Source organism: Streptomyces sp. NPDC007856, from assembly GCF_042868225.1.
In the GTDB taxonomy this organism is placed as follows: Bacteria; Actinomycetota; Actinomycetes; order Streptomycetales; family Streptomycetaceae; genus Streptomyces.
The window spans coordinates 20,560-47,196 of the sequence record NZ_JBIAEC010000013.1 but is presented as its reverse complement, the minus strand read 5'-3'; the positions used below and the strand labels follow the sequence as shown (position 1 = coordinate 47,196).

25 protein-coding genes, 1 tRNA gene and 7 pseudogenes are annotated in these 26,637 nt (G+C 69.0%); 20 read left to right on the top strand and 13 right to left on the bottom strand.

Going from position 1 to position 26,637, the window contains the following annotated elements; genetic code table 11:
* Positions 1–94 precede the first annotated feature (94 nt).
* Positions 95–1,012 carry a DUF6891 domain-containing protein gene (locus ACFYOH_RS28545; RefSeq protein ID WP_388631143.1) on the top strand — a complete coding sequence of 306 codons (918 nt, stop codon included), beginning with the start codon at positions 95–97 and terminating at the stop codon, positions 1,010–1,012.
* Positions 1,013–1,096: 84 nt separating this feature from the next.
* Positions 1,097–1,295, top strand: a pseudogene (locus tag ACFYOH_RS28540) (response regulator transcription factor); the annotation flags it as partial.
* A gap of 89 nt (positions 1,296–1,384) precedes the next feature.
* Here ACFYOH_RS28540 and ACFYOH_RS28535 read toward each other — a convergent pair.
* Both ACFYOH_RS28535 and ACFYOH_RS28530 read right to left on the bottom strand, forming a co-directional pair.
* Positions 1,385–1,855: a DUF4259 domain-containing protein gene (locus ACFYOH_RS28535; protein ID WP_388631140.1), complete on the bottom strand. Its 471-nt coding sequence runs from the start codon at positions 1,853–1,855 to the stop codon at positions 1,385–1,387.
* A 24-nt stretch (positions 1,856–1,879) separates the two neighbouring features.
* Positions 1,880–2,533, bottom strand: coding sequence for a hypothetical protein (locus ACFYOH_RS28530; protein WP_388631137.1), 654 nt, complete (start codon positions 2,531–2,533; stop codon positions 1,880–1,882).
* A gap of 413 nt (positions 2,534–2,946) precedes the next feature.
* On the opposite strand from ACFYOH_RS28530, the gene ACFYOH_RS28525 reads away from it, so the two are divergent.
* Positions 2,947–3,297, top strand: a complete 351-nt coding sequence (locus tag ACFYOH_RS28525; RefSeq protein ID WP_388631134.1) for an antibiotic biosynthesis monooxygenase family protein — start codon at positions 2,947–2,949, stop codon at positions 3,295–3,297.
* Positions 3,298–3,452: 155 nt separating this feature from the next.
* Here ACFYOH_RS28525 and ACFYOH_RS28520 read toward each other — a convergent pair.
* Positions 3,453–4,218, bottom strand: a pseudogene (locus tag ACFYOH_RS28520) (transposase family protein).
* Positions 4,219–4,327: 109 nt separating this feature from the next.
* On the opposite strand from ACFYOH_RS28520, the gene ACFYOH_RS28515 reads away from it, so the two are divergent.
* The 4 genes and pseudogenes from ACFYOH_RS28515 to tnpB all read left to right on the top strand — a co-directional run bounded on the left by ACFYOH_RS28515 (position 4,328) and on the right by tnpB (position 8,182).
* Positions 4,328–5,512 carry an SMI1/KNR4 family protein gene (locus tag ACFYOH_RS28515; RefSeq protein WP_388631131.1) on the top strand — a complete coding sequence of 395 codons (1,185 nt, stop codon included), beginning with the start codon at positions 4,328–4,330 and terminating at the stop codon, positions 5,510–5,512.
* A 149-nt stretch (positions 5,513–5,661) separates the two neighbouring features.
* Positions 5,662–5,823 (top strand): annotated as a pseudogene (locus ACFYOH_RS28510) (IS5/IS1182 family transposase); the annotation flags it as partial.
* Between the two features lie 335 nt (positions 5,824–6,158).
* Positions 6,159–6,734, top strand: a pseudogene (locus ACFYOH_RS28505) (IS607 family transposase).
* Complete coding sequence (gene tnpB, locus ACFYOH_RS28500; RefSeq protein ID WP_388631128.1) at positions 6,731–8,182, top strand: IS607 family element RNA-guided endonuclease TnpB; 1,452 nt, start codon at positions 6,731–6,733, stop codon at positions 8,180–8,182. Before ACFYOH_RS28505 ends, tnpB begins: the two are co-directional and overlap by 4 nt.
* Positions 8,183–8,760: 578 nt before the next feature.
* Here the strand turns inward: tnpB and ACFYOH_RS28495 are convergent.
* Complete coding sequence (locus tag ACFYOH_RS28495; RefSeq protein ID WP_388631125.1) at positions 8,761–9,612, bottom strand: oxidoreductase; 852 nt, start codon at positions 9,610–9,612, stop codon at positions 8,761–8,763.
* A 205-nt stretch (positions 9,613–9,817) separates the two neighbouring features.
* Between ACFYOH_RS28495 and ACFYOH_RS28490 the strand changes: the two genes are divergently transcribed.
* Together ACFYOH_RS28490 and ACFYOH_RS28485 are read left to right on the top strand one after the other, a co-directional pair.
* Positions 9,818–10,690 carry a helix-turn-helix transcriptional regulator gene (locus ACFYOH_RS28490; protein WP_388631122.1) on the top strand — a complete coding sequence of 291 codons (873 nt, stop codon included), beginning with the start codon at positions 9,818–9,820 and terminating at the stop codon, positions 10,688–10,690.
* Positions 10,584–10,901 (top strand): hypothetical protein, encoded by a 318-nt coding sequence (locus tag ACFYOH_RS28485; protein WP_388631119.1) that lies wholly within the window; start codon positions 10,584–10,586, stop codon positions 10,899–10,901. The genes ACFYOH_RS28490 and ACFYOH_RS28485 overlap by 107 nt, the downstream gene beginning before the upstream one ends.
* 491 nt (positions 10,902–11,392) lie before the next feature.
* Here ACFYOH_RS28485 and ACFYOH_RS28480 read toward each other — a convergent pair whose 3' ends face one another.
* The gene (locus tag ACFYOH_RS28480) at positions 11,393–12,181 is read right to left on the bottom strand and encodes a TetR/AcrR family transcriptional regulator (protein WP_388631116.1); all 789 of its coding nucleotides are present in this window, start codon (positions 12,179–12,181) and stop codon (positions 11,393–11,395) included.
* Here ACFYOH_RS28480 and ACFYOH_RS28475 point away from each other — a divergent pair.
* The gene (locus tag ACFYOH_RS28475; RefSeq protein ID WP_388631113.1) at positions 12,129–12,989 is read left to right on the top strand and encodes an amidohydrolase family protein; all 861 of its coding nucleotides are present in this window, start codon (positions 12,129–12,131) and stop codon (positions 12,987–12,989) included. The genes ACFYOH_RS28480 and ACFYOH_RS28475 overlap by 53 nt on opposite strands.
* Before the next feature lie 110 nt (positions 12,990–13,099).
* On the opposite strand, the gene ACFYOH_RS28470 is transcribed toward ACFYOH_RS28475, so the two are convergent.
* The 4 genes from ACFYOH_RS28470 to ACFYOH_RS28455 form a co-directional block, all read right to left on the bottom strand.
* On the bottom strand, positions 13,100–13,258 hold the full coding sequence (locus tag ACFYOH_RS28470) for a hypothetical protein (RefSeq protein ID WP_388631110.1): 159 nt from the start codon (positions 13,256–13,258) through the stop codon (positions 13,100–13,102).
* Positions 13,259–13,288: 30 nt separating this feature from the next.
* Entirely contained in the window at positions 13,289–13,492 is a 204-nt protein-coding gene (locus tag ACFYOH_RS28465; RefSeq protein ID WP_388631108.1) for a hypothetical protein, read from the bottom strand.
* 268 nt (positions 13,493–13,760) lie between these two features.
* Positions 13,761–14,423 carry a response regulator gene (locus ACFYOH_RS28460; protein ID WP_388631105.1) on the bottom strand — a complete coding sequence of 221 codons (663 nt, stop codon included), beginning with the start codon at positions 14,421–14,423 and terminating at the stop codon, positions 13,761–13,763.
* 14 nt (positions 14,424–14,437) lie between these two features.
* Entirely contained in the window at positions 14,438–15,592 is a 1,155-nt protein-coding gene (locus ACFYOH_RS28455; RefSeq protein WP_388631695.1) for a sensor histidine kinase, read from the bottom strand.
* A gap of 122 nt (positions 15,593–15,714) precedes the next feature.
* Here ACFYOH_RS28455 and ACFYOH_RS28450 point away from each other — a divergent pair, with 122 nt between their 5' ends.
* Both ACFYOH_RS28450 and ACFYOH_RS28445 read left to right on the top strand, forming a co-directional pair.
* Complete coding sequence (locus tag ACFYOH_RS28450) at positions 15,715–16,635, top strand: ABC transporter ATP-binding protein (protein ID WP_388631102.1); 921 nt, start codon at positions 15,715–15,717, stop codon at positions 16,633–16,635.
* Positions 16,636–16,637: 2 nt separating this feature from the next.
* The gene (locus ACFYOH_RS28445; protein WP_388631099.1) at positions 16,638–17,360 is read left to right on the top strand and encodes an ABC transporter permease subunit; all 723 of its coding nucleotides are present in this window, start codon (positions 16,638–16,640) and stop codon (positions 17,358–17,360) included.
* 151 nt (positions 17,361–17,511) lie between these two features.
* Here the strand turns inward: ACFYOH_RS28445 and ACFYOH_RS28440 are convergent, their stop codons facing one another.
* Positions 17,512–17,643, bottom strand: a complete 132-nt coding sequence (locus tag ACFYOH_RS28440) for a hypothetical protein (RefSeq protein ID WP_388631733.1) — start codon at positions 17,641–17,643, stop codon at positions 17,512–17,514.
* Here ACFYOH_RS28440 and ACFYOH_RS28435 point away from each other — a divergent pair.
* Positions 17,599–18,039, top strand: a pseudogene (locus ACFYOH_RS28435) (transposase); the annotation flags it as partial. The gene ACFYOH_RS28440 and the pseudogene ACFYOH_RS28435 sit on opposite strands and share 45 nt — an antisense overlap.
* A gap of 95 nt (positions 18,040–18,134) precedes the next feature.
* On the opposite strand, the gene ACFYOH_RS28430 reads toward ACFYOH_RS28435, so the two are convergent.
* Positions 18,135–19,511, bottom strand: a complete 1,377-nt coding sequence (locus ACFYOH_RS28430) for a hypothetical protein (protein WP_388631096.1) — start codon at positions 19,509–19,511, stop codon at positions 18,135–18,137.
* Between the two features lie 79 nt (positions 19,512–19,590).
* Here ACFYOH_RS28430 and ACFYOH_RS28425 point away from each other — a divergent pair, with 79 nt between their 5' ends.
* Entirely contained in the window at positions 19,591–20,496 is a 906-nt protein-coding gene (locus tag ACFYOH_RS28425) for a DUF4231 domain-containing protein (RefSeq protein WP_388631093.1), read from the top strand.
* 200 nt (positions 20,497–20,696) lie between these two features.
* Here the strand turns inward: ACFYOH_RS28425 and ACFYOH_RS28420 are convergent, their stop codons facing one another.
* Positions 20,697–21,320: a TetR/AcrR family transcriptional regulator gene (locus ACFYOH_RS28420; protein WP_388631090.1), complete on the bottom strand. Its 624-nt coding sequence runs from the start codon at positions 21,318–21,320 to the stop codon at positions 20,697–20,699.
* A 234-nt stretch (positions 21,321–21,554) separates the two neighbouring features.
* Here ACFYOH_RS28420 and ACFYOH_RS28415 point away from each other — a divergent pair, with 234 nt between their 5' ends.
* The 4 genes from ACFYOH_RS28415 to ACFYOH_RS28400 all read left to right on the top strand — a co-directional run bounded on the left by ACFYOH_RS28415 (position 21,555) and on the right by ACFYOH_RS28400 (position 25,964).
* A complete protein-coding gene (locus tag ACFYOH_RS28415) occupies positions 21,555–23,759 on the top strand; it encodes an MMPL family transporter (protein ID WP_388631087.1) in 2,205 nt (734 codons plus the stop codon).
* 32 nt (positions 23,760–23,791) lie between these two features.
* Entirely contained in the window at positions 23,792–24,514 is a 723-nt protein-coding gene (locus ACFYOH_RS28410) for an LmeA family phospholipid-binding protein (RefSeq protein WP_388631084.1), read from the top strand.
* Positions 24,515–24,680: 166 nt separating this feature from the next.
* Entirely contained in the window at positions 24,681–25,112 is a 432-nt protein-coding gene (locus tag ACFYOH_RS28405; RefSeq protein WP_388631081.1) for a hypothetical protein, read from the top strand.
* Positions 25,113–25,535: 423 nt separating this feature from the next.
* Positions 25,536–25,964, top strand: coding sequence for a VOC family protein (locus tag ACFYOH_RS28400; protein WP_388631078.1), 429 nt, complete (start codon positions 25,536–25,538; stop codon positions 25,962–25,964).
* 21 nt (positions 25,965–25,985) lie between these two features.
* On the opposite strand, the pseudogene ACFYOH_RS28395 reads toward ACFYOH_RS28400, so the two are convergent.
* Positions 25,986–26,396: pseudogene (locus ACFYOH_RS28395) on the bottom strand (transposase); the annotation flags it as partial.
* A gap of 5 nt (positions 26,397–26,401) precedes the next feature.
* Between ACFYOH_RS28395 and ACFYOH_RS28390 the strand changes: the two are divergent.
* A pseudogene (locus ACFYOH_RS28390) lies at positions 26,402–26,490 on the top strand (cold-shock protein); the annotation flags it as partial.
* Positions 26,491–26,538: 48 nt separating this feature from the next.
* Positions 26,539–26,615, top strand: a tRNA-Met gene (locus ACFYOH_RS28385).
* Positions 26,616–26,637 lie beyond the last annotated feature (22 nt).

Here is a 26,637-nt window from a genome sequence, read left to right as displayed (position 1 = left end):
AGATTCTCTTCGGCGGTTACCTCGAACTGGTAGCCGCGGCGTAAAGGGCCATGGGGGGAGGTCCGCTGTCAGAGGGGTGTGTCAGAGTCTTTGCATGCTCGAAATCGTGGTGAAGACGGATAACTGGGAGCGGCACGTCCGTGTGTCCGCCGAGGAGCTGGCCGGGCTGGTTCGGCGCATCGGCGGTGAAGGTGACCGTTTCCTGGTGATCCAGCGGATACCTGACCTGCCTGACGTCTTCGCCCAGGTCTGGCACCAGGCCGGTCGCGACTACACGTTGGAGCACCGTGACGGTGCCGCTGACCGGCACTTCCAGGCTACGGCCGACAGGCCCGAGTTCGTGATTGCGGCGATTACCGGCTGGGCACGCCGGGAGGCCGGATGGGACGGTGGTCTGGCTTGGTCGCTGCTGGACATGGGCCCCACCCAGGAGGTGTCGCCGCTCGACCTCGACGAAGACGAGCGCGAGGAGTTGGAAAAGCGTGTCCGCGAGGTGCTGATCGGCGGTTACGCCTCCCGTGCCGAACTGGCCGAGCTTGCGGAGGAGTACTTGGTCACCAGGGACCGCCGACCCGTTTCCCGGGAGCAGGCACAGGCGCTGGCCGACCAGTTGTGGCTGGAGCGCGTCGTGGAGCAAGCAAAATGGCAAGGCGAGACCGACCCTGAGCGGCTCACCCGCGCGTTCACCGCCCTGCGGGAGGCCGGTATCACGGCCCGCGAGAACTTCACCTGTTGCCGTAGCTGCGGCCAGTCCGAGATCGGCGGTGAAGGCGAGCCCGACGACCGCGGTTACGTCTACTTCCACACCCAGTGCACGGATTCCGCCGCAGCCGGCCACGGACTGATGCTGCTCTATGGCGGCTTCGACGGCTCGTCCGAGACCACCGCAGCCATCGGCCAGGAGGTCGTGGCTGCCCTCGAAGCAGCTGGTCTTCACGCCGAGTGGGACCGTGACCCCGGCCAGGCCATCACCATCACCCCACTGGACTGGCGCCGCCGCCTCATTGGCTAGGACCGACGCGAAAGATCACACCCAGATGAGAAGTGAGGCGAGGGTGACGGCTGCCTGGGAGAACTCGGCTGTCTTGTCATAGCGAGTGAACTGACCAGCTGCGAACGCGAGATGACGGCACTGGCCGCCCAGGGCCTGAGCGACGATGAGATCGCCGCCAAGCTCGTGCTCAGCACGCACACCGTGCGGCACCCACATCCAACGCGCGATGGTGAAACTCCACGCCCGCGACCGCGCCCAACTCGTCGGCATCGCCTACCAGACCGGACTGGCCCGGCCATAGCCTGGTTCGCTCAACCCTGTGTCCGAGCCACACGTATCGGAGAAGCCCCCAGGCCGACCCTGGCTCACAGCCGGCAGCGGGTTGTCCGGTCACATATCGAACAGTGCGTCTTTCTGGGCACCGTATTCGGGTGCGAGGACGGTGCCAAGGCGGCTGATGCTCTGCCGCCACTTCGGGCCACTGGGTGTCTCGTCCCAGAGCTCGGCGAGCTCGGACTTCTCGGCTACCACTCGGTCGAGTGCCTCGACAGCAAGCGGCCGAAGATCGTCGGCGAAAGTCGGAAGGGCTTCCTCGGGTCCGTAGCTTGTACTGATCGGTTCACCGCCTGGGCACTGTGCCGCGATGAGAGCGGCAGCTGCGACAGCCTCTGCGCCCTCTGGGCTTTCGAGGTAGTCCGGGGCCTGGATGGTGCGGCTGAGCGTCGTCCGCACAACGTCCTCGCGCTTGTCCGGGGCCGTCTCGTCCAGGGTGTGGGCGAAGTCCGCGGCCATGTCGTTCTCGAAAGGGCCGACATCCCAAGTTCCCAAGGTGATCTCCTCGCGTTGACGTGCAATGATCATCGCAGCAGCCACCGACAGCGGTTGTCATGAGGAAAGCAGGACGCGCTTCCGTATGAGGGCAAAGCCAGCGCGGCCGAACATCTGGCGCTGGATCACCTTGATCCGGATGACATGACCTTCCACGACGTCCGAGTTCCAAGGCAGGGTGAGGCCGGCGATGACGGCGTCACGGTCTCGGTCGATGCCGGTGGCGAGGCTGTGGAGGCTGGGTAAGTCGTCCTGTTGCACAGCGTCGAGCCGGTCCGGCAGGCGCTGGCCCTGCCGACCGGTAAGCATGGTCGCGAAGGACCGGACGTGCCGGGTCAGAACGTCGAGTTGGGGGTAGCGCGTCCGGATGCCTTGAGCTGAAGCGGCTCGGCCGAGGTGACGGTTTCCGGGTGCCGGAGGATCCATCCGGCGACGGCCCGGGGCGAGGGCGGCCCAGCGGTCACCGGCTGGGGTGACGTGCGCTTGTCGTGTACGACGCTTCGTCCGGCGCTCGCTAGCGTCGGCGGGAAACCGCAGGCAGGAACTGTGAACCCGGGGCGACCAGGTCCCGCATCCCGGGCAGGCAGCGCCGCCCGCGGCGCATTGCGCGTCAACGCGCACCAGCTCGATGCCTACGCCCACCGACAGCACCGCGACGTTCGCGATCGACGGGATCAACAGCTCCTGCAGCCGAAGCACAACATCCTCCACGGCCCGCACTGTCAGCCCAACCGCCGTGACCACGGCCTATTTCGGGCGCCTTCGCACGCCGCCCCGAGACGCCCAGCCGTCACACAGAGTGGCCGATGCACGAAGTTAAGCCAGAACCCTTCAAACGACAGCGCTTCTGCACCAGTTCGGTAGTCGCTCGGCCCTCGGCGCGCCCCTCAGGGGCCGGTGTCATCCCCAGGTATGGCACGGCTTCGCGCGGTCCGACCGAAGTCGCCCATCTGAACGAGAACTGCGGCTGACTTCAGGGCCTGCCTGCGCCGGGACGATGGAACGGACCCCCCAGCAAGCAGTACCCGCACGGACAAGCGAGCGTCTGAGCGTCGCCGGATCCAGTACGGCGGTGGCCGGCCTCGGTGCCGTGGGACAACCGATAGCGAGAGGAAGTACCGAAAATGGCCGAACTGCAGAGCCTGGACCCGATGACGCCGATGTTCGCGCAGTTCAAGGACAAGGCCGGGCCCATCGTCCTGGCCAACACCTTCGTCGTCCCGAAGGAGAGGACTGAAGCGTTCCTGGCCCTCTTTCGGAGGCAGGCCGAGTTCATGAAGGCTCAGCCGGGATTCGTCTCCCTGCAGATGCACAAGGGAACGGCGGACAGTCAGCTTCTGATGAACATCGCGGTCTGGGAGTCGACCGAGGCGCTCGCCACGGCGTTCGGTAGCCCGGAGTTCCAGCGCATGGCGGCCGAGTTCCCTGACGACATCGTGTCGTACCCGCACATCTTCGAGCAGATCGACGTATGACACGCCAACTGTAGCCGGGGGAGGGCAGCCGATGAAGCCCTGCCCTCACCCGGGCAGTCACCCATCCATGCACCACGCCGGGGCGCCAAGGCCGCCGAGCACCCCACCACGCGTAGTCCCGTCCCCGACGAGGAGTCACTGAGCTCTTTCCATCCTCACTCTGAACTGGCCAGATGCAGGGCGAGAACGGCTTGGACGAGAGCGGTGATGCCGGTGGTCGAGCACCGGAGCTTGCGGAGAAGTCTCCAGGCTTTGAGGGTGGCCTTGGCCTGCTCGACGAGTGCGCGGATTTTCGCGTGGGATCGGTTTCCGGCCTTCTGACCGGCGGAGTGGATTTCCCAGCGATGCCAGCAGGGGGGTACGAACCGTGCCGCCCGCGCCCCGATACGCCTTGTCCGCCCAGCACTGGACGCCGGTCTCGGCGAGGGCGTCGACGATGCCGTGTTCGCGAGCTGCGCGGACATCGTGGACGGCGCCGGGCAGGGCCGGTGAGGCCCATAGCAGTCGGCCGAAGGGATCCGTGAGGACCTGCATGTTCATGCCGTGCTTCTTGTGTTTCCCAGAGTAGAAAGGCCGGTCCGCGGCAATGCGGTCGATCGGCAGGAGCGTGCCGTCGAGGATCACGAACGCCTTCGTCGACGCGGCCCGTATCGCGTCGGTCAGGGTGGGCGCGAGGTCGGCCAGGAGTTCGACAGCCTCGGTGACATACCGGTAGGCGGTCGTGAGCCCGACGCCGAACCCGGCCGCGAGCTGGGCATACGTGTGTCCCACCCTCAGGTGGGCGAGCGTGAGCAGGGCCTGCCTGCCGGCGCTCAGACGCCGCCAGTGGGAGCCGATCGCGCGACGGTGCTGCCGCAGACGGGTGGACAGGAAGCGTAGGGCAGAACTGGACACGTCGACGCCCGACGGGTAAACAAGCATGCGAAGCCGCTGGTGGAGACGGTTCTCTTGGTCGAAAACCCATCTACCAGGGGCTTCACTGCATTGTCAGCCCAACCACCCTGTTCTTGCGGCAGGTTGGAAGGAGCTCATGTGCTTCCCCGCACTTCCGGTCAACACCCGTTCGCTCCCGGTAAAGGTCTATAGGCTCGTGGGTGCTCCAGACCCGCACGTCAACGCCTTCGCCGAGATCTTCGGCGATCCGCCGGCCGACTTCGCAGTACCTGTCGACTGGGCGGCAGTCGAGTCCTGGTTGGGGACGAGTTTGCCCGCCGACTACAAGGCCATCGCCGCCGCGTACGGCCCACTCGACATTGGCTCCTGGCTCTGGCTGCACATGCCATGCGTCAACCGCGGTTGGTTCGACTATGGGGCCTGGGTCCACCGGACTCGGCGTGATGCCCCCGGTGTCCTTCCCTTCGGCGCCACCCGTACCGCCGATACCTTCTACTGGGACACCACAGCATCCGACGATCCCGACCAGTGGCCGGTCGTCATGCACTGTCAGGACGACGAGAACGCGGGCCGCGACCCCTGGCGGCGCTTCGCGACCCCGCTCGTGTCGACGATGGCCCGGCTCGTGGCCGACGGCATGCGCCCGGTGGCCGCCCGAAGTGGCATGCAAACCGACCTGGAGTGCACCCCGTGGACACCGCCGCCTCGGCGACCCGTGCCAACCGCTCAGCAGCGTGCGGCGCTCACCACAGGCAGCGGGCTGGAGACTTTGATCGCCCTCGTCCCACCGCCGGAAACACCCACGCTCGGTAAGCACAACTGGGACTGGCTGTACGAACGGCTGCATACACGGCTGCCGGGTGAGTACGTCCGACTGATGGAGCGGTATGGGGCCGGCTCCTGGGTCGGCTGGCTGCGCTTCAGTACCCCACTCGACGAGGACCAATACGCGCTCGCACCCTGGGCCGAGTGGTACGCGGACACCTACCAGGGGCAGAGAGCCAACTTCCCGGAATACCACCCCCTGGCTGTCTATCCCGAGCCCGGGGGATTCCTGCCCTTCGCCGACTCCATCGACGGCGACCAACTGTGCTGGCTGACCGAAGGTGCCACGCCGGACGACTGGCCATTGATCGTTGTACCGCGCCATGCCGACCAAGGCCCACCGCTCAGCACCGGCCTCACCGACACGCTGCTGGAGTGGCTGCGCGGCCGGTTCGCGACCGAGGGCCTGCCCCCGCTCGGACGCCGCGACGAGGACCCCCTCGACTACATCGAATTCGAGCCCTACGACGCAGAACCAGCGGCTGATGATCAATGATTCAGCGTCGCATCGGTCGAGTTCGAGGTAGGTAGCCGACTCCATCAGCCCAACCCCACCCTGTCGCTGCCGCTCCACGGCAGGCTCCTGCGATGTCGGCGGGCGGCTCATTCGTGGAAGCGGAGGCGATCGGCTTCGCGGACAAGGGGGACAAGGGGTACCGAGGTACCGGCCTCGCGGTCCTGGTACCCCAGCGCGGCCAGTGGGAGAACCGATCCACAGGTCTGAAGGACTGGCGGCTGCTGCGGAAGCTGAGGTGTTCCATCATCCGCATCACCACCCTGGTTCAGGCCGTCCCTACTTGCATCTGACCAGGTCAGACCGAGGGTGAAAAACGCTCACTATGACCGTGGAACTGAATCACACCATCGTCCCCGCCCGTGACCCGCAAGCCTCTACGCAGTTTCTGGCCGAAATCCTCGGCCTGAGAGTCGATCCGCCGGTGGCGCACTTCACGCCGGTCACGCTGGCCAATCAGGTCAGCCTGGACTACGACCAGTTGGACGACTGCGAGCCACACCACTACGCGTTCACGGTCAGCGAGCAGGAGTTCGACGCCGCTCTCGCCCGTATCCAGCACGGCGGAATCACCCACTACGGCGATCCCGCATGCCAAGAAATTGGGAAGATCGTAAACTTTGAAGGCGTGAGGCTTTCGGAATGGGCGCGTCAGCAGGGCGTGAGCTATCAGCCTGCTTGGCGGTGGGTGAAGGACGGGAAGATGCCTGTCCCGGTCCGCCAAGCGCCGTCCGGGACTTGACTGGTCGACGTGCCTGCTGTCCAGCCGTCCGGGCGCGTGGTGGCGTACTGCCGTGTGTCGTCCGCCGGTCAAAGGGCCGACCTGGACCGGCAGGTGGCTCGCGTCGTGGCTGGTGCGAACCGGCAGGGTCTGGCCGTCGCCGAAATCGTGACGGAGGTGGGGCCCGGGCTGAACGGGCGGCGCCGCAAGCTGCACCGGCTTCTGGCGGATGCCGGCGCGGCCGTGATTGTGGTCGAGCACCGTGACCGGCTGGCTCGGTTCGGTGTCGAGCACCTCGAAGCCGCCCTGTCGGCGTGTGGCCGGCGCCTGGTTGTCGTCGATCCTTCCGAGACCACCGACGACCTGGTACGGGACGTCACCGAGGTGCTGACCTCGATGTGCGTCGGCTTGTATGTGCGTCGGGCGGCAAGGAACCGGGCCGAACGCGCTGTGGCCGTTGTGACCGGCGAGGCCGTCGAGTGAAGAAGTTCCAGCGGCAGCCCGGCTTTGTGGTGCAGGCGTTCCGGTTCGCGCTGGACCCGAATGCCTCCCAGGAGGCCGCGTTGCGTTCGCACTGCGGTGCGGCGAGGGCGGCATACAACTGGGCGGTGGGCTGGGTGACCGCCTCGTGGTGGCAGCGCCGCGCCGAGGAGACCTACCAGATCCCCGAGGACCAGCTCACCGAGTGGCGGCCGTGGTCGCTGCCCTTGCTCAGGAAGGCGTTCAACGCCACCAAGCAGAACGATCCCAGGTTCGCTGGGTGGTGGGAGGAAAACTCCAAGGAGGCGTACTCCACCGGCCTCGCCAACGCCGCCGCCGCATTCGACAGCTACTCCAAGTCGAAGCAGGGCAAACGACGGGGCAAGAAGGTCGGGATGCCCCGCTTCAAGTCGAAACGGAAGGCCTGTCTGTCCTGCCGGTTCACCACCGGCACGATCCGCGTCGACGCGGACGGCCGGCACGTCACACTGCCACGGCTGGGGGCGGTCCGCGTCCACGAGCCCACCGCCAAACTCCTGGAGCGCGTGCAGGCCGGGACCGCGCGAATCCTGTCCGTCACAGTCCGACACGAACGCGGACGCTGGTTCGTCGCGTTCCAGACCGAGGTCAAGCACGACATCACACGCGTGAACCGCCCCGACAGCGCGGTCGGGATCGACCTCGGTGTGCACACGCTCGCCGTTATGGCCGACACCACCGGCGAGACCCGCACCGTGCCCAACCCGAGGCACCTCGATGCGGCACTCAGCCGTCTGCGCCGGGCCTCGCGCACCGCATCCCGCCGTCAGGGCCCCGACCACCGCCCCGGACGCAAGCCGTCCAGGCGGTGGGAGAAAGCCAACGCCGCCCGCAACAGGGTGCACCACCGGGTCGCGAACCCCCGCGCCGACGCCCTGCACAAACTCACCACCGCCGTGACCGGCGAGTACGGCACCGTCGTGATCGAAGACCTCAACGTCGCCGGGATGCTCCGCAACCGGCGCCTCGCCCGCCGGATCGCCGACGCAGGATTCGGCGAGATCCGACGCCAGCTCGCCTGCAAAACCCAGCAGCGGCACGCGACCCGCGTGATTATCGCGGACCGCTGGTACCCGTCCTCGAAAACCTGCTCCGGGTGCGGCGCGGTGAAAGCCAAGCTGCCGCTGCACATCCGGACTTACCACTGCGACGCCTGCGGCCTCGTCATCGACCGGGACGACAACGCAGCCCGCAACCTCGCCGCCCTCGCGGCAGCAGCAACTGGTACCGGAGTGGCCGGAGACCAGGACACCGCCAAGGTGTCGAAGCCTCGTGGAGCCGACCAGAAGACCCGCACCACCGGCCCCAGCCGCAAGGCCAGGGCTGGGTGGGCAGGTGGCGCAACCCTGCGGCACCAGCGGCAGACAGAAACGAGAGACCGTACTCAAGCCGAAGCCCTCACGCTTTGGTGACCAGACGGACCTTCCAGGCCGAAATGCCCGGAATGCCGAGACCTGACTACGGTCTCGGCAACGGCACCTACTTCCACGACCCCGACGGACATCTCACGGAAATCCTCACCCCGGGCGGCGCCGGGTCGTGAGGCCGATGGCGGCCCAGCGGATCATGTCTTCGCCGGTGGCGGGATCGCGTTCGTAGTCGCGGCGAGGCGGCGATGCGCGGTCAGCCGCGTCAGCCGTCCGTTCCACGATCCGTCTGCAGGGCAGAACTGCGAAGCACTTCTGGTCTGCGGGTTTACGGACGATGCTGACGGTCGTACCCAGGGTCTGAGCGGCCCGGCCCAGTCAACCAGACGTCCGGCAAAATCGGCATCGGCATCGGCATCGGCGAAGACGAATTGGCGGGCCGGCGCGATCAGAGACGTCCCGAGTAGGGCGATCCCGGCGCCCTGCCGGGCCGTAGGCGATCTACCGTCCGCTGAGGCCCACGCTCCCTTGAATACCGGCAACAAGACCGTTCTCAAGCAGGCTTTAAGGTTGATGACGGCCGCCGTCGAGGCCCCGCGCCGGGGGCCCGACAGCGAGTGACGTTAGGCGGACCGGCTGACGTCGTCGAAGTCGGTGGAGGCCGACAGCTCGGCCCATGCCAGCATCTCGCGCTCGAAGGCGTCGCGTCCGGCCTGGACGAGCCGAAGCGCGTCGGTGCCGAGCAGCAGGCGCGTCGGCGGCTGGTCGGCCGCCACGATGCGCAGCACCGCGGCCGCGGCCTTGTCCGGGTCGCCCGGCTGGTGCCCGCTGCCGTGGATGCGCCGGGCGCGCAGCGGCTCGAACAGCTCGTCGTAGTCGGCGATCACACGGGGTGCGCGGATCATCGAGCGGCCGGCCCAGTCGGTCCGGAAACTGCCCGGCTCGACGGCGGTGACATGGATGCCGAAACCCGCGACCTCCTTGCCGAGTGTTTCGAGGATGCCCTCCACCGCGAACTTGCTGCCGTGGTAGAAGCTGAGGCCTGGCATGGTGATCAGCCCGCCCATCGAGGTGACGGCGATGATGTGGCCCGAACGGCGCTTTCGCATGTGCGGCAGCACGGCCTTGATCACCGCCACGGTTCCGTAGACGTTCACCTCGAACTGACGGCGAAGGTCATCCATCGACGACTCCTCGAAGAGGCCATCATGGCCGTACCCGGCGTTGGCGACGAGTACGTCGACCGGGCCCAGTTCGCGCTCGGTCTCATCCACGACCGTGTCCACCGTGTCATGGTCGGTCACGTCCAGGATGCGGGCGTGCGCGTCCCCGGCGAGCGCCTCAAAGGCCCGTGCGTCGGCGGGCGTGCGCACCGTGCCCACCACCCGGTGGCCCGCGGCCAACGCCGCGCGTGCGAGCGCGCGGCCCAGGCCGGTGCTGACGCCGGTGATCAGGAATGTCTTGGTGTCCGACACAGGAGTTCCCTTCGTGCGATGCGAACAGGGACCGACCGGGGCGGTTGGGCCCCGGTCGGTCTCGACACGTTCCACTTCAGCACCGGAATCGGCTGCTGATCGACTTCCGGGGGGTCCGCGTCGCCCCGGGGACAGCCGGACCGGGGGACTGCCAGTCCCCCTTTCGCGGGCCGTCGGGGCGCTCTTGGGCCCTATCGTGAACGGCATGGACCGCAATACAGCTCTCGGTGAGTTCCTGCGCTCTCGGCGGGCACGGATCACCCCGCGCCAGGCGGGCCTGTCCGACGACGGCGGCCCTCGGCGAGTGCCAGGACTGCGCCGCGAAGAGATCGCGCAACTGGCGGGCGTGAGCGTCGACTACTACGTACGCCTGGAACGCGGACGCCGACTGAACGTCTCCGAGACGGTGCTGGATGCCATCTCCCGCGCGCTACGCCTCGATCCCGTGGAACGCACCCATCTGTTCCAGCTCGCCAAGGCCGCCGCAGGCAGGCCCCGCCGCACGGCGACGCGTCCGCAGCCGGTCCGCCCGGGGCTGCGCGACCTGCTCCGGATCCTCGAGCACACCCCCGCCCTTGTGCTGGGGCGGCGACTGGACGTACTTGCGTCCAACCAGATGGCACATGCGCTGCTCACCGACTTCGACGCGCTGCCGCCCCGCGAGCGGAACCTGGTGCGGTTCATGTTCTGCGACGAGACCGCCCGCTCGCTGTATACGCACTGGGACACCCATGCCCAGGACATTGTCGCCTCGCTCCGGCTCGACGCCGGACGCCATCCCCACGATCCACTGCTGGCCGAACTCGTCGGCGAACTCTCGATCACGGATGAGGACTTCCGCCGCTGGTGGGCCGACCAGAACGTGTTTCGGCACACGCATGGCAGCAAACACTTCCACCACCCGATCGTCGGCCCGCTCACCCTCAATTTCGAGTCACTCACCCTGCCCGCCGACCCGGACCAGCGGTTGAGTGTCTACACCGCCGAGGCAGGCTCCAGCTCCGAAGAGGCGCTTCGGCTACTGGCCGCGTGGATACGGCAGCCCAAGACCTCGCACGGGCAGCACGCAGATCATTAGACGCCCGCCGGTCCGCGCCCTACTGGACACCGTCGTCCTCACCCCGCAGACCCTGGTACCCGGTTCGAGCTTCGCGGACCGCTGCGGCATCGGCGAGGACGGAGCCGTGCTCGTCCGGCCCGACGGCGTCGTGAGCTGGCGCTCCGTCCACTACGCCGACGCGCCGTGCGCGGCGCTGGAGGCCGCGCTGCGGCAGACGATGCAACGGTGAAATCGGCAGCAGACCGGCCCAGACAGCGGATGACCGCCACGATTCCAGGAGCCGGCCGTCCAGGCCGCACGTCGGAGCCGAGGTTGAATCGGCATATCCTGTCGAGCACGGCTGCTGAGCCCGGGACACAGCACGATTCTCAGGAGGCCGCGCTACCACCCGAACTCGCCCGTCCGCGATGCGCTGATCTGCCACATGCAGGCCGTCTGCCACGGCGAGAGTCCGCTGAATGCGCACATGCTGTTCCTGCTCGCCCTGAAGGGAGCCCGGCTGAGCGGGGAGTTCGGCCTCAGCTGGAGCCGGCTACGAAAGCCGGGGCGTGGTCGACGGTGTAGGGCCGGCGGCTCATCTCCCCGAAGACCTGCGGGACACGAGTATCGTCCTCGGTGCCTTGGTGCCGACTCGGGAGAAGGTCATGCGCAGCTGGACGCGCGACCCGGCCCAGGCTGTGCACCGACCGCAAGCATCCTGGCCGGCGGAGCAGTTGACGTCTAACCATCCGATGACAGGCGGTCGAGCCACTCGCCCAGGAGGTGTTGTTCCGCGCCACTCAGCGCCGTCTGCTCGGGCAGCAGAGCGCGCAGGGTCCGGGCGGCATCGGCGGGGCCTGCGCCTTGCACGGCAGGCTGCTGGTGGGTGACGGCGGTGACCATCGATTCGCGCATGGCGGTGAGCAGAGCGGGGTCGCGCTCGTCCTCGGGCAGGGAGAGCCAGGTCAGCACGGCGCCGCGTGCGGTGGCGTGGATGAGGGCGGCCGCGAGTTTCTCGTCGACGCGTAGCCAGCCGCCGGCGGCCAGGCGGCGGATGCGCCCCATCAGGATCTGCATGCCTGCTTGGAAGGCGGCCGATGTGGTCCCGCGTTTGGGTTCGCCGTACATGAGCACGTAGAGCGCGGGGTTGGCTAGTCCGAACTCGACGCTGAGGTCCCAGCTCGCGCGCAGGTCCCCTACCGGGTCCAGTTCCTCGCGTACCAGTTGCTTGGCCGCGAGGAAGGTGGCGTAGCCGTGTTCCGCCACCGCCTCGAGCAGGCCGTCCTTGTCGCCGAACAGGCGGTAGATCACCGGCGCCTGCACCCCGGCCGCCGCCGCCACCGCGCGGGTGGTGACCGCGTCGCGCCCTTCGCGAGCGAGCAAGTCCGCCGCGGCGTCGACCACCCGCTGCCGGACCGGCTCGCGAGCGGCCGCACCGACCTCCGAGGCGGCCGGTCCGTCGGGCCTGGACGTCGCGGTGCTGTCCCTGGCCTCACCGGGCGTGCAGAACCTCGCGGCAAAGGACGCCATGCACGTCGCGGGTGAGGCCAACAACGCGCTCGCTGAGATCGTCGATGCCCACCCGCAGCGGTTCCAGGCGCTCGCGGCCATCCCGACGCCCTCACCGCAAGCCGCAGCAGCGGAACTGGAGCGCGCCGTCACACAACTCGGAATCCGCGGCGCGATGCTCTACGGGCGCACAGGCGACAAGCTGGCCGACGCACCGGAGTTCGACGACCTCTACGCCACCGCCGAGCGCCTGCGGGTGCCGCTGCACTTCCACCCGCAGACCCCAGTCCAGTCGGTCCAGGAGGCGTACTACTCAGGTCTGCCAGGCGGAGTCGGGCGTGCGCTCGCGACCGCCGGCCTGGGCTGGTACTACGACCTCGGCGTGCAGTATCTGCGAATGATCTTCTCCGGCGTCTTCGACCGTCACCCAGGACTTCAGGTCATCGCCGGCCACTGGGGCGAGGTCGTTCTCTTCTACCTCGACCACATCGGCGTCCTGCAGGACATGGCGAAGCTGGAGCGACCTCTGGCCGACTACTTCCGGCAGAACTTCTGGGTGGCGGGCAGCGGCACGGTCAGCGAGCGCTACCTGCGGTGGACGGCCGAGGTGGTCGGCACCGACCGTATGGTGTACTCGACCGACTACCCGTACACCTTCGGGACCCGGCCCGGCGGCTTCCCGTTCCTCGACACCAGTGGTGGGGTCGCGCGGTCGTTCCTCGAAAGTGCGCCGTTCACCGAGGCCGAGAAGGCCGCCATCGGCTCCGGCAACTGGGAACGGCTGACCGGTCACGTGACCGCCGGCCGGGGCGGCCGGCAAGCGGTGTGATGTGAGCACTGCCGTAGGCGTGGCCAGGTCGAAGCCACAAGTAGTGCGGGCGCTCCAGTCGTGGTCGTCAGCGCGGGCTCGGCCGCGGGGCCGGGAGCGGCGGAGTCGGTTCAGGAGGCCGTCGCGGGAACGAGGTGGTCGAGTCCCTGCGCACTGCCCGTCGCGGCCTCGATCGAGCGCGGAAGCATGATGCTCTCGTAGGCGCGGACCGCGTCGCCGACGCTGGATTCGGTAACGAGGGTGTGGGCGAGGTCGGAGCCGTCGAGCATGGCGAGATTGGCGCCCAGCCCGACCGGGCATCAAGTGCGCGGCATCGCCGACAGCGTGACGCCGCGAACGTGCTCCCAGGTGTGCGGGGCGGGTAGGACGGACAGGGGCCGGTTGATGAACCCGTTGTCGCTGTTGCGCAGGATGTAGCGCAGGCTTTCGTCCCAGCCGTCGAACATGCTCAGCAGGTACGTCCGCACGGCCCGCTGGTCGCCGAGGTCGATACCGGCGGCCACGTGCCAGTCCTGTGGCGCGCGGAGCGCGATGTAGGCGCGGATGTGGCCGTTGCTGTTGCGCTGGCGACCAAGGACCTGTAGGCGACCTTCGCCAGCATCGATCCGTTGCCGACCAGCCGCGCGAGGTCGGGATGGGAGGTGTCGCACAGCCCACCACGGCTTAGCCCAAGGGCAGCAACCGCCCCCACAACCCGACGCACCCTCAGGCGGCCGTCGCTCGAGCAACTTGCCAACGCCCCGGGCGCCCCGGCCCTGTGCCCCTGTCGGATCAGCCCGGCGCCACGAATCCCGACTCGTACGCCGCGATCACCGCCTGCGTCCGGTCCCGTGCGCCCAGCTTCGCCAGGACGGCGCTCACATGCGACTTCACGGTCTCGGTGCCGACGACGAGGCGGGCGGCGATCTCCGCGTTGGACATCCCGCGCGCCATCAGCCGCAGCACCTCGGCCTCCCGCTCGGTCAGCCGGGCCCGCTCCAGCACCGCGCGCGCCGCCCGGTTACCGCCCCCGCCGGCGTACTGCGCGGCCAGTTGCCGCACGGAGGCCGGGAAAAGAAGCGACTCGCCCTCGGCGACCAGCCGCACCGCGTGCACGATCTCGGCGGGCCGGGCCCGCTTGAGCAGGAACCCGTCGGCGCCCGCGCGCAGTGCCTCGTACACGTACTCGTCGTTCTCGAACGTCGTCACCACGAGGATCTTCGGCGGCTCGTCGACGGTCTTCAGCACCGCGCGCGTCGCCTCGATCCCGTCCAGGAGCGGCATGCGGACGTCCATGGCGACGACGTCCGGCCGCAGCTGCCGCACCAGCGGGATCACCGCGGCTCCGTCGGCCGCCTCCCCGACCACCTCGATGTCGGGCTGCGCTTCCAGGACGGCCCGCAGACCGGCGCGTACGAGAGGTTCGTCGTCGACAAGGAGAACGGTGACCGGCATCCGGTCAGCCTAGATCAGCGCAGCGGCAGCTCGGCGTGCACCTGCCAGTCGCCCTCGTGCGGACCGGTCTGCGCCCGCCCGCCGAGCAGGGCCGCCCGCTCGCGTATGCCGCGCAGGCCGCTGCCCCGGCCCGGGCCGGGTGTGGCCGCGTTCAGCGGATTGCGCACCTCCAGGTCGAGGCTGCCACCGCCGACCGTGACGCGGACCCGGACGGGCACCGCGCCCGCGTGCCGCAACACGTTCGTCAGCGCCTCCTGGAGGATGCGGTACCCCTCGCGGGACACCGGACCCGGCACCGTCTCCAACGCTCCGGTCACCTCGGCGTCGACCTTCGCGCCGGACGCGCGCGCGGACTCCAGCAGCCGATCGGCCTCGGCCAGCGTCGGCCTGCTGCTCACCGGCCGCTCCGACTCGCGCAGGATGCCGAGCACCCGCTCCAGGTCCTCCAGGGCCGCGCGGCCGGTCTCCTCGATGGCGTCCAGGGCCCGGTCGGTGAACTCCGGATCGCCGGCCGCGCGCGCCGCGCCGGCCTGGACCACCGCGACCGTCAGGGCGTGCCCGATCGAGTCGTGCAGCTCGCGCGCGATGCGGTTGCGCTCCAGGAGCTGCTCCGTGCGCTCTTCCATGGCCGCCAGCCGCTCCGCGGCCGAGGGGCCGAGCAGCTGCCTGGCGACGGCGGTGACCAACTCGCCCAGGCCGACGACGACGGCGTAGAGCGCGACCAGGGGGAGCGGGATCAGGAGGGCGTACACCCAGTGGGGCTGCGCCTCCTCCAGGACCGGGATCCCGGCGGGCACGTGTCCGAAGGCGATCCGGCCCAGCTCAAAGGCGATCAGCGGCAGCCACACGCAGGCGAACGTGGCCGGCACTGCGAGGGCCATGCGCACTTCTAGCCACAGCATGGTGCGCCCCCGGTCCCGCCAGGTCGCCGAGGGAGCCACGGAGATCCCCGACTCCGGTTCGCCCGGCGTGAGCAGCAGCCGCGCCTGCACGCCCTCGCCCATCCGCACCGCCGGGATCAGACCCACGGGAAGCAGGAGGAGCGCGGGCACCCACGGCCTCGACATGTCGATGAACAGCCACACGCTGACGATCAGCATCGGCACCCACAGGTGCAGCAAGCGCGTGTACGTCGTCCCCCGGAGCAGCGGACGGAGGAAGCGGGCCATTCCGACGTCGTCCATTCCGTCATCGTGACAGGCGCCACTGACAACGGACCTCCCCCGCGCGGGGGAGACGATCTCCACCGGTGGGGGAGGAGCCGACGACCGTGAACGGCCAGGCTGTTGCCATGACCAGCATCGACGTACGAGACCTCACCAAGGAGTACGGCACACGACGGGCCGTGGACCACCTCACCTTCAGCGTCCGCCCCGGCCGCGTCACCGGCTTCCTCGGCCCCAACGGCGCCGGAAAATCCACCACCATGCGGCTTGTCCTCGGCCTGGATCGGCCCACCTTCGGGACCGCCACGGTCGGCGGCCGCCCCTACGCCACGCTCACCGAACCCCTGCGCCACGTGGGCGCCCTGCTCGACGCGCAGGCCGCGCATGGTTCCCGCACCGGCCGCGACCATCTGCGGGCCCTGGCGACGAGCAACCGCATCCCGCTCCGCCGCGTCGACGAGGTACTGGAGGAGGCGGGCCTCGCGCCGGCGGCGCGGCGCCGGGTAAAGACGTACTCCCTGGGCATGCGGCAACGGCTCGGCATCGCCGCCGCGCTCCTCGGCGATCCCGAGGTGGTCCTGCTCGACGAGCCCTCCAACGGCCTCGACCCCGAAGGCATCGTCTGGATCCGCGCGTTGCTGCGCCGACTGGCCGAGGAGGGCCGCACGGTCCTGGTCTCCAGCCATCTGATGAACGAGACCGCGTCCTTCGCCGACCATCTCGTCGTCCTCGGCCGTGGCCGCCTGCTGGCCGACACCCCGATGCGGGACTTCATCCACGCGCGCGTGCAGCCCCGCGTACGGATCCGCACGACCGACACCGACGCCCTCCGCAGCGCACTCGCCCGACACGGCCATGAAGCCGAGCAACACGAGGACGGGCACTGGACCGTGTCCCACGCGCGCGTGGACGACATCGGCCGCCTCGCGTCGGCAGCGGGCGTGCCGATCCTCGAACTGGCGGCGCAGGAGGGCACCTTGGAGGAGGCCTACCTCGATCTGACCGCGACCGAAGCCGAGTTCGCCGCACAGCCCCAGGAGGCCTGACGATGTCCTTCACGCCCGTGCTCAACTCCGAGTGGATCAAGATCCGTACGCTGCGGTCGCTGACCGGCAGCCTGGGCGCCGTCCTGCTCGCCACCGCCGTCTTCTCCGCCCTCGCCTCGACGGACCCCGGCAGCAGCACCGGCGACCCCCTCTTCGCGGCATTCTTCGGCATCAGCTTCGGACAGGTCGCGGCGATTGCGTTCGGTGCGACGGCCGTCTCGTCGGAGTTCCGTGGCGGGGCGCTGCGGGTCTCGCTGGCGGCGGTGCCGCGGCGCGGGCGGTGGTTCGCGGCCAAGGCGACGGCGATCGCGGCACCGGTCCTGGCGGTCGGACTGCTCACCGGGTTCGTAAGCCTGGCGGTGGGGGAGGCGGTGCTCGGGTCCGCCGGTGACGGGATCACCTGGGCCCAGGGTGTGCGGGGCATCGTGGGCTGTGGGATCTACCTGACCATGATGGCGCTGTTCGCCGCCGGGCTGAGTGCCGTGCTGCGCAGCGGAGTCGCCACCCTGAGCATCCTCGTACCGTTCCTCCTGATCGTGTCCTTCGTGATCGGCGACATGTCGGGCGGCGTCGCCGACTTCCTGCCCGACCGCGCGGGCCAGGTGGTGCTCCACGGGACCCGGGACGGGGCGTTGGGGCCCTGGAGCGGGCTCGCCGTGACTGCGCTCTGGACGGCGGCGGCGCTGGGCGCGGGAGCGTGGAGCGTCCGGCGCCGGGACGCATGACGGTGCGCCAACTGTCAGTGGCGAACGGGTTTACTTGACTTTGAGCATCGCGCAGCCCATCGTCGTCATCGACGGGCGCTGTCACGTTGTTGGGTGTGTGAGTGTCTGACGGTGCGTGGGGGCATGGTGGGCCCGCGGTCCGGGCCTGTGTTCAGGCCGTGGTGGGCCAGCCGCCGGTGCCGGTGATCTGGTACCCGATGGCGAAGCGGATGGTCATCTCGGCTCGGTGTTCGGGAACGACCGTCTCTGGCAGGCCTACCTGCGACGCTTCGACATCGAGCACACCTTCCGCCTTTTCAAGCAGACCCTCGGCTGGACCACCCCGAAGATCCGCACACCCGAGGCCGCCGACCGCTGGACCTGGGTGATCCTCGCCGCCTACACCCAACTGCGTCTGGCCCGCCCACTGGCAGCCGACCGGCGCCGTCCCTGGGAGAGACCCAGCCCTCCGGACAGGCTCACTGCCACCCGCGTCCGCCGCGACTTCCGGCACATCCGCCCACAGGCCGCCTGCCCGGCCAGAGCACCGAAACCCACCCTCCCCGGTCCCGGCCGGCCACCGGGTCGGAAAAATACCCGTCCCGCACCCCGCCACGACGTGCACACACCTAAGAAGACACAGCCAGCGAACCGACGAAAGAAGAAGACAACCACCCCGATGCCCCGCCGCACAGGTTGAAGATCAAGCTAGTACTTCAGTGCGGTGCGGTGATCTGTCCACTGGAGCTCGCTGGGGGGCCGACGTCCCAGTCGCCGCGTCGGGTGACGTCTGGGTCAGGCCGACCCTTCTGGCGTCTTGAGAGCGCGGGAGGCGACCCAGTCCCGGACATCACGGCGATGCAGGAGCAGGAGAGCGGCGATCAGGTCCGCCGCTAGGAGCAGGGCGACGGCGAGGCGCCCGGACGGGAGCCCGTGGAACAGCTGGCCCAGCAGGACGATGAGGAGAAGGATGACTGTGGCCAGGATCCCGGTGATGATGGTCAGGAACTGGAGGGCGACATATACGCCTCGCCACGTCCCGTACAGCAGCAGCGCGACCGGCAGGAAGAGGAAAATCATCCCGGTGGTCAGCGCCTCCACATTGCCGCTCATGGCAAACCCCACGACCGCCGCTGTCGCGGCCAGTGCCAGCAACGCCACGCCGGTCTTAGCGGCCCAGGGGCGAGCGAGTTGTGCGTCAGGAAGTCCGGGTATGGGTACGCCGGCTCGGCGGAAGACCGGGCGGATGGCGAGCGGGAAGGCCGTTTCCACCCAGCGGTGGTACCTGATCAGCTGGTGGACCTTGACCTCTGGGTCGTCCATGCTGCCGAGGGGGGCGCGATGGGGGGTCCAGTCGCTGTCGAACCAGATGGCCTCGCGGGTATAAGCGTCCGGGCCCTGCATGCGGTGGGCCACTCTGGAGGTTTGGTCGGCCGAGTCGGGCAGGGGCTTGGGAAACAGGTCCTGGGTGGCGGCCCGGAAGGATGCGTACTGTTCGAGGCTGCGGGAAATGATCAGTACCAGCCGTTCCGGGCGGTCGCGGGCGACGACCTGCTGGACTTCCCAGCGCAGGCTGCGCCCGGGGCCGCACGCCAAGAGGACGAGCGATGCCCGGTCCAGGGCGGCGAGCACTTGTGCCTGCCAGTCGTGGTCCGAGGCGTAACGCCGGGTCGCGCCGGCCTGCGGAAGACGGTCGTCGGGACGGCCCAGGGCGACCATACGGCCGAACGGGGCAGTCGCGCGTGCCAGTTGCTGCTCCTCGGTGTCGACCGTGGCCGCCCACGGCCCACGGTGGTGGCCCGTGGGGATGTGCGCGAAGCCGTCGTCGTCGGCGAACGAACGCAGGAACAGCACGATGTGCTCGCCATCGGGCAGAGTGTTGAGGCTGGCCAGCACTGGCGCCCGGTGCCGGTTTCCCCTGCGGATTGCCCGCCGCCCGGCTCCCAGACCAACGGCCATGATGAACAGTTCGACGCCGACTACAAGCCAGCCGTGCTGGGCCTCACCGTTGCGTAAAGAGGAGTACGCGGCTCCACCCGCGAGGGATCCCATTCCCACGAGCGCCCAACCGAGAACGGCCAGTAGCCCGGCCTTGGCCGGCGACTGCTGAATACGGGCGGACGGCCGGGGCTGACGACCCCGGCCGGGTTGACCGTCCTGCCCTTTTGGCATGATGTCCCCCTGTATTCACACCTGGCGAGATCGCGCAGTGACGCACCGTCACCATCTTAACTGCGGAAGAATCACCCGCATGGCGGAATCAGGACACGCGGCGCCGCGACGCGTTTGGGACCAGCAGAGTGTGTGGTCGCAGGCGGCCGACGCAGCGAAACGAACCATCGAAAGGACACGGGCAGTCGGCCTGGTGCTGGCTGTTGCTGCGGCCGTGCTCTCGACAGCCGCAGCCCAGACCATGGCGTGGCACGCCGAAGTGGGCAAGGTGCTGGCGTTCCTGGCGGCCGCCCTGGCCGGGCTTGCGCCGCTGGTCGCCCTCAGGTCGGGGCCGGCGGCGCTGCGCGACTGGACCCGCCTGCGCTCCGTCAGTGAGGCGCTGAAGAGCGAGCTGTACACCTTCCTTGCCGGCGCCAGTGTCTATCGCGCGTCCGAAGCGGGAGAGGACCCGGCAGGCGTGGAGCGGACCCTGCTCAGTCGAACCGAGGACGTGATCACGGACGCGGCCGACCTGGCGTGGCTGACGACAGCCCACACGCCCCGATCGCGCGCCCTGCCGCCGGTCTTCGACGTGGACTCCTACGTCACGATCAGAGTGGCGGCCCAGATCCGCGACTACTACCGGCCGCGTGCGACGCAGATGGGCCGTCGCAGCACGGTCGTACAACGGGTCGAACTGCTCCTCGCTGCCACCGCGGCATTACTGAGTGCTGCGGCAGGGGCCTTCGGCACCGACCAGGCTGCCGCGTGGGTCGCGACGGTCACCACCGTGGCCGCAGCTGTCACCGCCCATGCGGCGGCGGCCCGCTACGCCTACCAGGAACTGGAGTTCTCCCGCACTGCAGCGGAACTGGAGAGCCTGCTGGTCCGGCGCACCGCGGCATGCCACGCCGCACCAGACAGCGACGACGCCTTTGTTGAGCGGTGCGAACTGACCATATCGGCGCAGAACGAGGCATGGATGGCCAAGTGGGCCACCGACTAGCTTGATCTTTGACGGCCGGCGTCGAATGGTGCCTCGAACTTGATCACTCGGTTCGGTAACCGCCGTACGCCAAAGCGGCCTTCGTCTGAACATGTGCTCCGCCAGCCTGCACCGACGGCTTTTCGAGGCCCTCGCTCGGCTGACCGCTCCGACGCATGAAGCCGTCCGCTTCGCCCCGTAGTGGGGAGAGGGTCCCGCTGTCAGGGCTTTTCGGGAGAGCCGATCTTGCGCAGTATCCCGAAGGCTCGCAGCAGGGGTGCTGGGCTGGTGTCCGTGAGGCCGGAGGCCCGGCGTGCCCTGCGGGTACGCAGTACTGCGCGCACTGCGGAAAGGGCGGCGCAGGCGATCACTGCGGCTGTGAGGTCGGCGTCCGGTGTGTTGGGTGGCAGTCTGCGCTGGACCAGGGCGGTGAGCCGTTCCTCGAAGTCGGAGAAGGCCTGGACGAGTCGGGCCGTGACGACGTTCTCGATGTCTTGGACCGGGTGGCTGAGGGCGGTCAGGGTGGAGGCGGCGAACGGCTCGGCCGCCTCCAGCAGGGCGTTGCAGACCGCGTCCAGGGGGTCCTCGTCCGCGGGACGCCGGGCCAGGGCGTTCTCGACGTAGGCGAAGATTTCGACGCCGTCGGGGAGCAGCAGCGCCTCCTTGCTCTCGAAGTAGCGGAAGAAGGTGCGCGCGGAGACGTTCGCGTATGCGGCGATGTCCGCGACCGTGGTGGCCTCGAAGCCGCGTTCTTTGAACAGGTGCGCCGCCCCCTCCAGCAGGCGGCGCCGCGTCTCTTCCTTCTTGCGTTCGCGCAGTCCGGCGGGGGTGGGCTCACTGGGCATGGTCCGAAGCCTCCCGCCAAGGTGTCGCGACTGTCAATTGACACACATGCCACCCACGGCCGGCGCGTCGCGGTTGACGCATTCCGCACCCGCGGCGCGGCCCCTGGTGCGCACGCACTCCCTGGGCGCCGTCAGAGTGCCGGCACCAGCAAATGACACCACTGACAATTGTCATTCATGACACTTCTTCTCTAGAGTTCGTGTCACTCAGGACACTTTCTTCTGGAGGTCACGGTGGCCCGATCTCTGCAGCATCCGCCCGCGCCGAGCGGGGCGCACACCGCCGCCCGGCCGGCGACCGACTTCGCCGCGGCCCGCCGCGGACTCGGCCGCCTCGGCGGCTTCTGCGCCCGGCACCCGGCAGCGGTGATCGCCGCCTGGCTGCTGGTCCTCGTCGCTGCCCTGGCCGGACGGCACCTCGCCGCGCCCACCTTCAGCGACCAGGTCGGCCTGCCCGGCACCGCCTCACACACCGGCGCCGATCTCCTCGCCACCTCGATGCCGGAGGCGGGCAGGCCGGGCGGCAAGGTCGTGTTCCACACCAGCTCCGGCGCCATCGCCGACCAGCACTCCGCGCTCGAGCGGACCCTGGCCGACCTCCGGGGTCTGCCGCACGTCACTGCTGTCTCCGCGCCCGTCACCAGCGCCGACGGACGCACCGCATACACCGCCGTCTCCTTCGACGAGCAGCTGAAGAACCTCGGCCACGACTACACCGGGCGACTGGACAAGGCGACCGGCCCCGCCCGGGCGGCGGGGCTCGGCGTCGCCTACGGCGGGGATCTGGATCAGGTGGTCCGTGCACCGGCCGACGACAAGCTGAGCGAGAGCGTAGGCGTCGTCACCGCCCTCCTCGTCCTGCTGCTGGCCTTCGGCAGTGTCCTCGCCGCGCTGCTGCCGCTGATCACCGCGCTGATCGGCGTCGGGGTCGGCCTCGGCATTTTGGGCATCGTCGCCGCCACGCTCTCCTTCGCGACCTCGGCCACCACCCTGGCCGGCATGATCGGCCTCGGCGTCGGCATCGACTACGCCCTGTTCCTGACGACGCGTTTCCGCCAGGACCTCATCGAGGGGCGCGATCCGGCCGACGCCGCGGCCCGCACCGCCCACACCAGCGGACGCGCCGTCCTCGTCGCCGCTGTGACCGTGGCCGTCGCCATGCTCAGCCTCTATGCCTGCGGGCTGACCTTCATCGGCAAGATCGGCCTCGCGGCCACCCTCGCCGTCATCGTCACCGCCGCTGCCGCCCTCACCCTCGTACCGGCAGGCCTGGGACTGGTCGGCAGGCGCATCGACCAGTTCCGGCTGCGCCGCCCGGTCGCTGAGGGCACGGCGGCCGGCGACGGCCGCAACCGCTACGCGGACCTCGTCGCCCGGCGCCCCTGGACATTCCTCGTCGTCGGCGTCGCCGTCCTCGGCGTGTGCTCCCTGCCGCTGCTGTCGATGCGCCTGGGCCACGTCGACGCCGGTGCCGACCGACCCGGCAGCAGCACCCGCACCGCCTACGACTGGATCGCCCACGCCGACGGGCAGGGCTTCGGTGCAGGAGCGAACGGCCCGATCGTCACCGTCGTCGACGTGAGCGGCGCGAAGTCGCCAGTCGACCGGATCACGGGCGACGTGACCACGGCCTTGAGAACCACCCACGGCGTGGCCGCCTTCACCCCCCTCAAGGCGAGCGCCGACGGCAGGATCCTCGTCACCACGCTCACCCCGACCACCGGCCCGCAGGACGCCGCCACCGGCGACCTGCTCGATGCCCTCTCCGGGCGGACACTGCCGAAGGCCCTGCACAGCACGGGCGCCAAGGCCTACCTCACCGGCACCGTGGCCGGCCAGGCCGACTTCCGGGACACGGTCGGCGAACGGCTGCCCATCGTCATCGGCATCGTCCTGATCCTCGCCTTCCTGCTGCTCATGACGGTCTTCCGCAGCCTGGTGATCCCGCTCAAGGCCGTCGTGCTCAACCTGTGCACCACGGCCGCGTCCTACGGCGTGCTCGTCGCGGTCTTCCAGTGGGGCTGGGGCGACTGGCTGCTGGGGCTGTCGGAGCCGGTGCCCATCGAGTCGTACGTGCCGATGATGATGTTCGCGATCGTCTTCGGACTGTCCATGGACTACGAGATCTTCCTGCTGTCCCGGATCGCCGAGGCCTGGCACCGCACCGGAGACAACCGGCTCGCCGTGGGGGAGGGGCTGTCCGCGACGGCGCGCGTGATCTCCGCTGCCGCCTTCATCATGACCGCGGTGTTCCTGTCCTTCACCACCTCGCCGACCGTGGTCGTGAAGATGCTCGCCCTGGGGCTGGCGATCAGCGTGATCGTCGACGCCACCGTGGTCCGCCTGATCCTGGTGCCGTCCGCCATGTTCCTCATCGGCCGGGCGAACTGGTGGATACCCCGCCGGCTCGACCGGGTCCTCCCGCGCCTGCACGCCTGACCGCCCGCCGACCGATCGGGAGCAGTGACCACGTGAGACCGAACCCCCGCCAAAAGACCCGCCTCATCTCGGCCGCCACCGCCGCGACCCTGGCCCTGCTCACCTGCGCGACCGACCTCTGGGTCGAGCACCGCACCGAGAAGCGGGTCGTCGCCCAGGCGGAGCGCCGGCTGAAGCCGGACGGCCCGGTGCACGCCGACCTCACCACCCCCCTCGCGGGCCTGCGTACTTTGGGCGGGGAGGTCGGCGACGTCGAGGTGCGCGCGAAAGGCGTACACGCTCAGCACGCCGTGCTGGATGTCAGCATCCGCCTGAAAGACGTCACGACGAACGGCGACAGCGCCGGCGGCACCGCGACCGCCACCGTGGGATACGACCAGGTGACCCGCCGCCTGGGCGCGCTGGGCAACGGCCTGACCGCCGGCGGCCGGGACGGCCACCTGATCCTCACAGGGAGCGTCGGCCGCCTGGGCCTGCCCCTCACCGTGCGGGCGACCCTGGGCACGACCGCGCACGCCTTCACCATCACACCCACCACGGTGAGCGTCCTCGACCGGAGCGTGGCCGTCGACGACCTCGCCGACCTGCCGGCCACCTCCGGACTCCGCGATGAACTGCGGCCCAGGACCGTGGCCGTCACCGGCTTGCCCCACGGCATCGCGCTCACCTCGGCGCACGCCGCCGACGACGGCCTCGTCCTCGGCTTCTCCATCGCCGCCGGACCGACACCGAGCACGGGTCGGAAAGCCGCCTGACCGTCCGAGCGGCGGCCGCCCGGGAGACGACCTCCGGGCGCCGCCGCTGACGGTCAACGGCAACTCACACCGGCCTGGGACGGGAAAGCGATCTGTCTGGTGGGCAGTGGCAGCGCCTTGCTCTAGGCCGTGTATCGGAAGTGATTCGTGCGCATAGGGTGTCGTCATGTCGCTGAGCCGCGTAGCCCTCATGTCCGGCCGTTCGATCGAGCTCACCGAGCTGCGAATGTCTTCGACCTACGGAGGGATGTTGGAGGGCTACCCGTGCAAGCCCATCAACGACATGAAGGTCAGCGGCCTCCAGCGGCAGGCTGAACGTGCGTTTCCCTCCACGCCGGTCTATCTGATTCCGCCCTCCCGCGAGTACCCGGACCGGACCGCCGGCGCCTTCGGCCCCGTCGAGGTGCTGCCAACTGTGGCCTGCCTCGGTGCCTTCCGCTCGACAGCGATCGCGCCTGAGCTCGACCCGGTGCTGCACCGTTCCGCGCTCACCGTGGTCTGGTTCCAGGCCGGCTTGGATGTCCCGTCGGGCGAGGACGCCAACCTTGCGCTTCGCAGCATTCGGTGGGAGGAGCTGGCCCAGGACTACGAGCTCTAGCGACGGGTGCCGATCACAGCCACTCGTTGATGGCCGCGATGAGGACGGTCGCCTCGTAGCGGACCGCTAGGGCGCGTATTGAGTCGTGATCACCAGAACCGTGACAACCCGCTACGACAAGCGCAGATACGTCTACCTCGGCACCGTCACCCCCTCTGTGACCGAAACAGCGGATTTTTCCAACGGCCGCTCGACCTGCGGCCGGAGCACAGCCGAGGAACGGCGTTGCCCCGGCCTGTGATGGTCACTAAGGTCGGTCGGGTGACTGCCGGGTCGGCCTTGGGCCATGCACGAGTGAGGTTCCCGGCCTCGGCGTGAGCGCGAGGCGGGCAAGAGGCCCGCCCCCTTCTCCGCGTCTTTGCTCCCGGCGCCCGTATGCGGCGCTTCACCACAGCGGATCCCAAGACCGGAGACACACCACTGATGTCCTCTGACCAGCCATACCCGCATGTATCCGAGCTGCCGACGGCCGGTGTCCAGTTGAACCACACCGCCATCTACGCAAGCGACCGGCACCTATCTGCCGAGTTCATCGCCGCGATCCTGGGCTTGAAGGTCGGCGCCCCGTTTGGGCCGTTCCTGCCTGTCGACCTCGGCAACGGCGTGACGCTCGACTACTACGAGAAGAGGGACGAGCCGATCCAGTCACAGCACTACGCCTTCCTCGTGCCCGACGAGCAGTTCGACGCCATGATCGCCCGCCTGGAGGTGGTCGGGATTACCTACTACGCCGACCCCAGCCATACCGAAGCCGGCCAGATCAACCGTCTATTCGGTGGTCGTGGCGCCTACTTCGACGATCCGGACGGCCACAACATGGAGATCATGACTCGGCCTTACGTCCGCCCCTAGAGCGGCCCGTATCGGCTGTGATCAAGAAACAGCCTGGTTGAGGCCTTTGATCCAGATCATCGAGGCGCGTAGATGGAGGCCGGCGAGGTAGCTGTCTGGGGGCTTGTCGTAGCGGGTGGCGATGCCTCGCCAGGCCTTGAGCTTGTTGATCAGGCGCTCGACGGTGTTCCTCTCTTTGTAGAGGTCCGCGTCATGACTGACGGGTCGGCCGCCCCTGGAGCCTTTCCTCTTCCGGTTGACGGTCTGGTCCTCCTTCTCGGGGATGACTGCCCAGAGGTGGCGTTTGCGCAGGCGGATCCGGTTGCCGCGGGACGAGTAAGCCTTGTCCCCGGCAACCGCGTCCGGCCGGGTGCGGGGGCGGCCGACGGGGCAGCGGACCCGGGTGGGCGCAGTTTGCCGGCCCGCTTGGTCAGTACGCAGCGGAATTACCAGGCTGGTTCGGAGAACTGGTGGAGGGAGAGACCGTCACCTTCGACGTCACCCAGGGCCAGAAGGGCCCCAGGCAGAGAACATCGTCCGAGTCTGACGTCCGAGCGAGTCCCGCATGATCCACCGTGTAGAGTGGCATCACCGACGCGGGGTGGAGCAGCTCGGTAGCTCGCTGGGCTCATAACCCAGAGGTCGCAGGTTCAAATCCTGTCCCCGCTACCAGAAGAAGGGGCCCGCAAGCGCG

Coding starts and splice junctions, on each gene's coding strand:
- ACFYOH_RS28545 (WP_388631143.1), top strand. CDS start 95: ATGCTCGAAATCGTGGTGAAGACGGATAACTGGGAGCGGCACGTCCGT.
- ACFYOH_RS28535 (WP_388631140.1), bottom strand. CDS start 1,855: ATGATCATTGCACGTCAACGCGAGGAGATCACCTTGGGAACTTGGGAT.
- ACFYOH_RS28525 (WP_388631134.1), top strand. CDS start 2,947: ATGGCCGAACTGCAGAGCCTGGACCCGATGACGCCGATGTTCGCGCAG.
- ACFYOH_RS28515 (WP_388631131.1), top strand. CDS start 4,328: ATGTGCTTCCCCGCACTTCCGGTCAACACCCGTTCGCTCCCGGTAAAG.
- ACFYOH_RS28490 (WP_388631122.1), top strand. CDS start 9,818: ATGGACCGCAATACAGCTCTCGGTGAGTTCCTGCGCTCTCGGCGGGCA.
- ACFYOH_RS28480 (WP_388631116.1), bottom strand. CDS start 12,181: ATGGCGTCCTTTGCCGCGAGGTTCTGCACGCCCGGTGAGGCCAGGGAC.
- ACFYOH_RS28470 (WP_388631110.1), bottom strand. CDS start 13,258: ATGCTCGACGGCTCCGACCTCGCCCACACCCTCGTTACCGAATCCAGC.
- ACFYOH_RS28460 (WP_388631105.1), bottom strand. CDS start 14,423: ATGCCGGTCACCGTTCTCCTTGTCGACGACGAACCTCTCGTACGCGCC.
- ACFYOH_RS28455 (WP_388631695.1), bottom strand. CDS start 15,592: ATGGCCCGCTTCCTCCGTCCGCTGCTCCGGGGGACGACGTACACGCGC.
- ACFYOH_RS28450 (WP_388631102.1), top strand. CDS start 15,715: ATGACCAGCATCGACGTACGAGACCTCACCAAGGAGTACGGCACACGA.
- ACFYOH_RS28445 (WP_388631099.1), top strand. CDS start 16,638: ATGTCCTTCACGCCCGTGCTCAACTCCGAGTGGATCAAGATCCGTACG.
- ACFYOH_RS28430 (WP_388631096.1), bottom strand. CDS start 19,511: ATGCCAAAAGGGCAGGACGGTCAACCCGGCCGGGGTCGTCAGCCCCGG.
- ACFYOH_RS28425 (WP_388631093.1), top strand. CDS start 19,591: ATGGCGGAATCAGGACACGCGGCGCCGCGACGCGTTTGGGACCAGCAG.
- ACFYOH_RS28420 (WP_388631090.1), bottom strand. CDS start 21,320: ATGCCCAGTGAGCCCACCCCCGCCGGACTGCGCGAACGCAAGAAGGAA.
- ACFYOH_RS28405 (WP_388631081.1), top strand. CDS start 24,681: ATGTCGCTGAGCCGCGTAGCCCTCATGTCCGGCCGTTCGATCGAGCTC.
- ACFYOH_RS28400 (WP_388631078.1), top strand. CDS start 25,536: ATGTCCTCTGACCAGCCATACCCGCATGTATCCGAGCTGCCGACGGCC.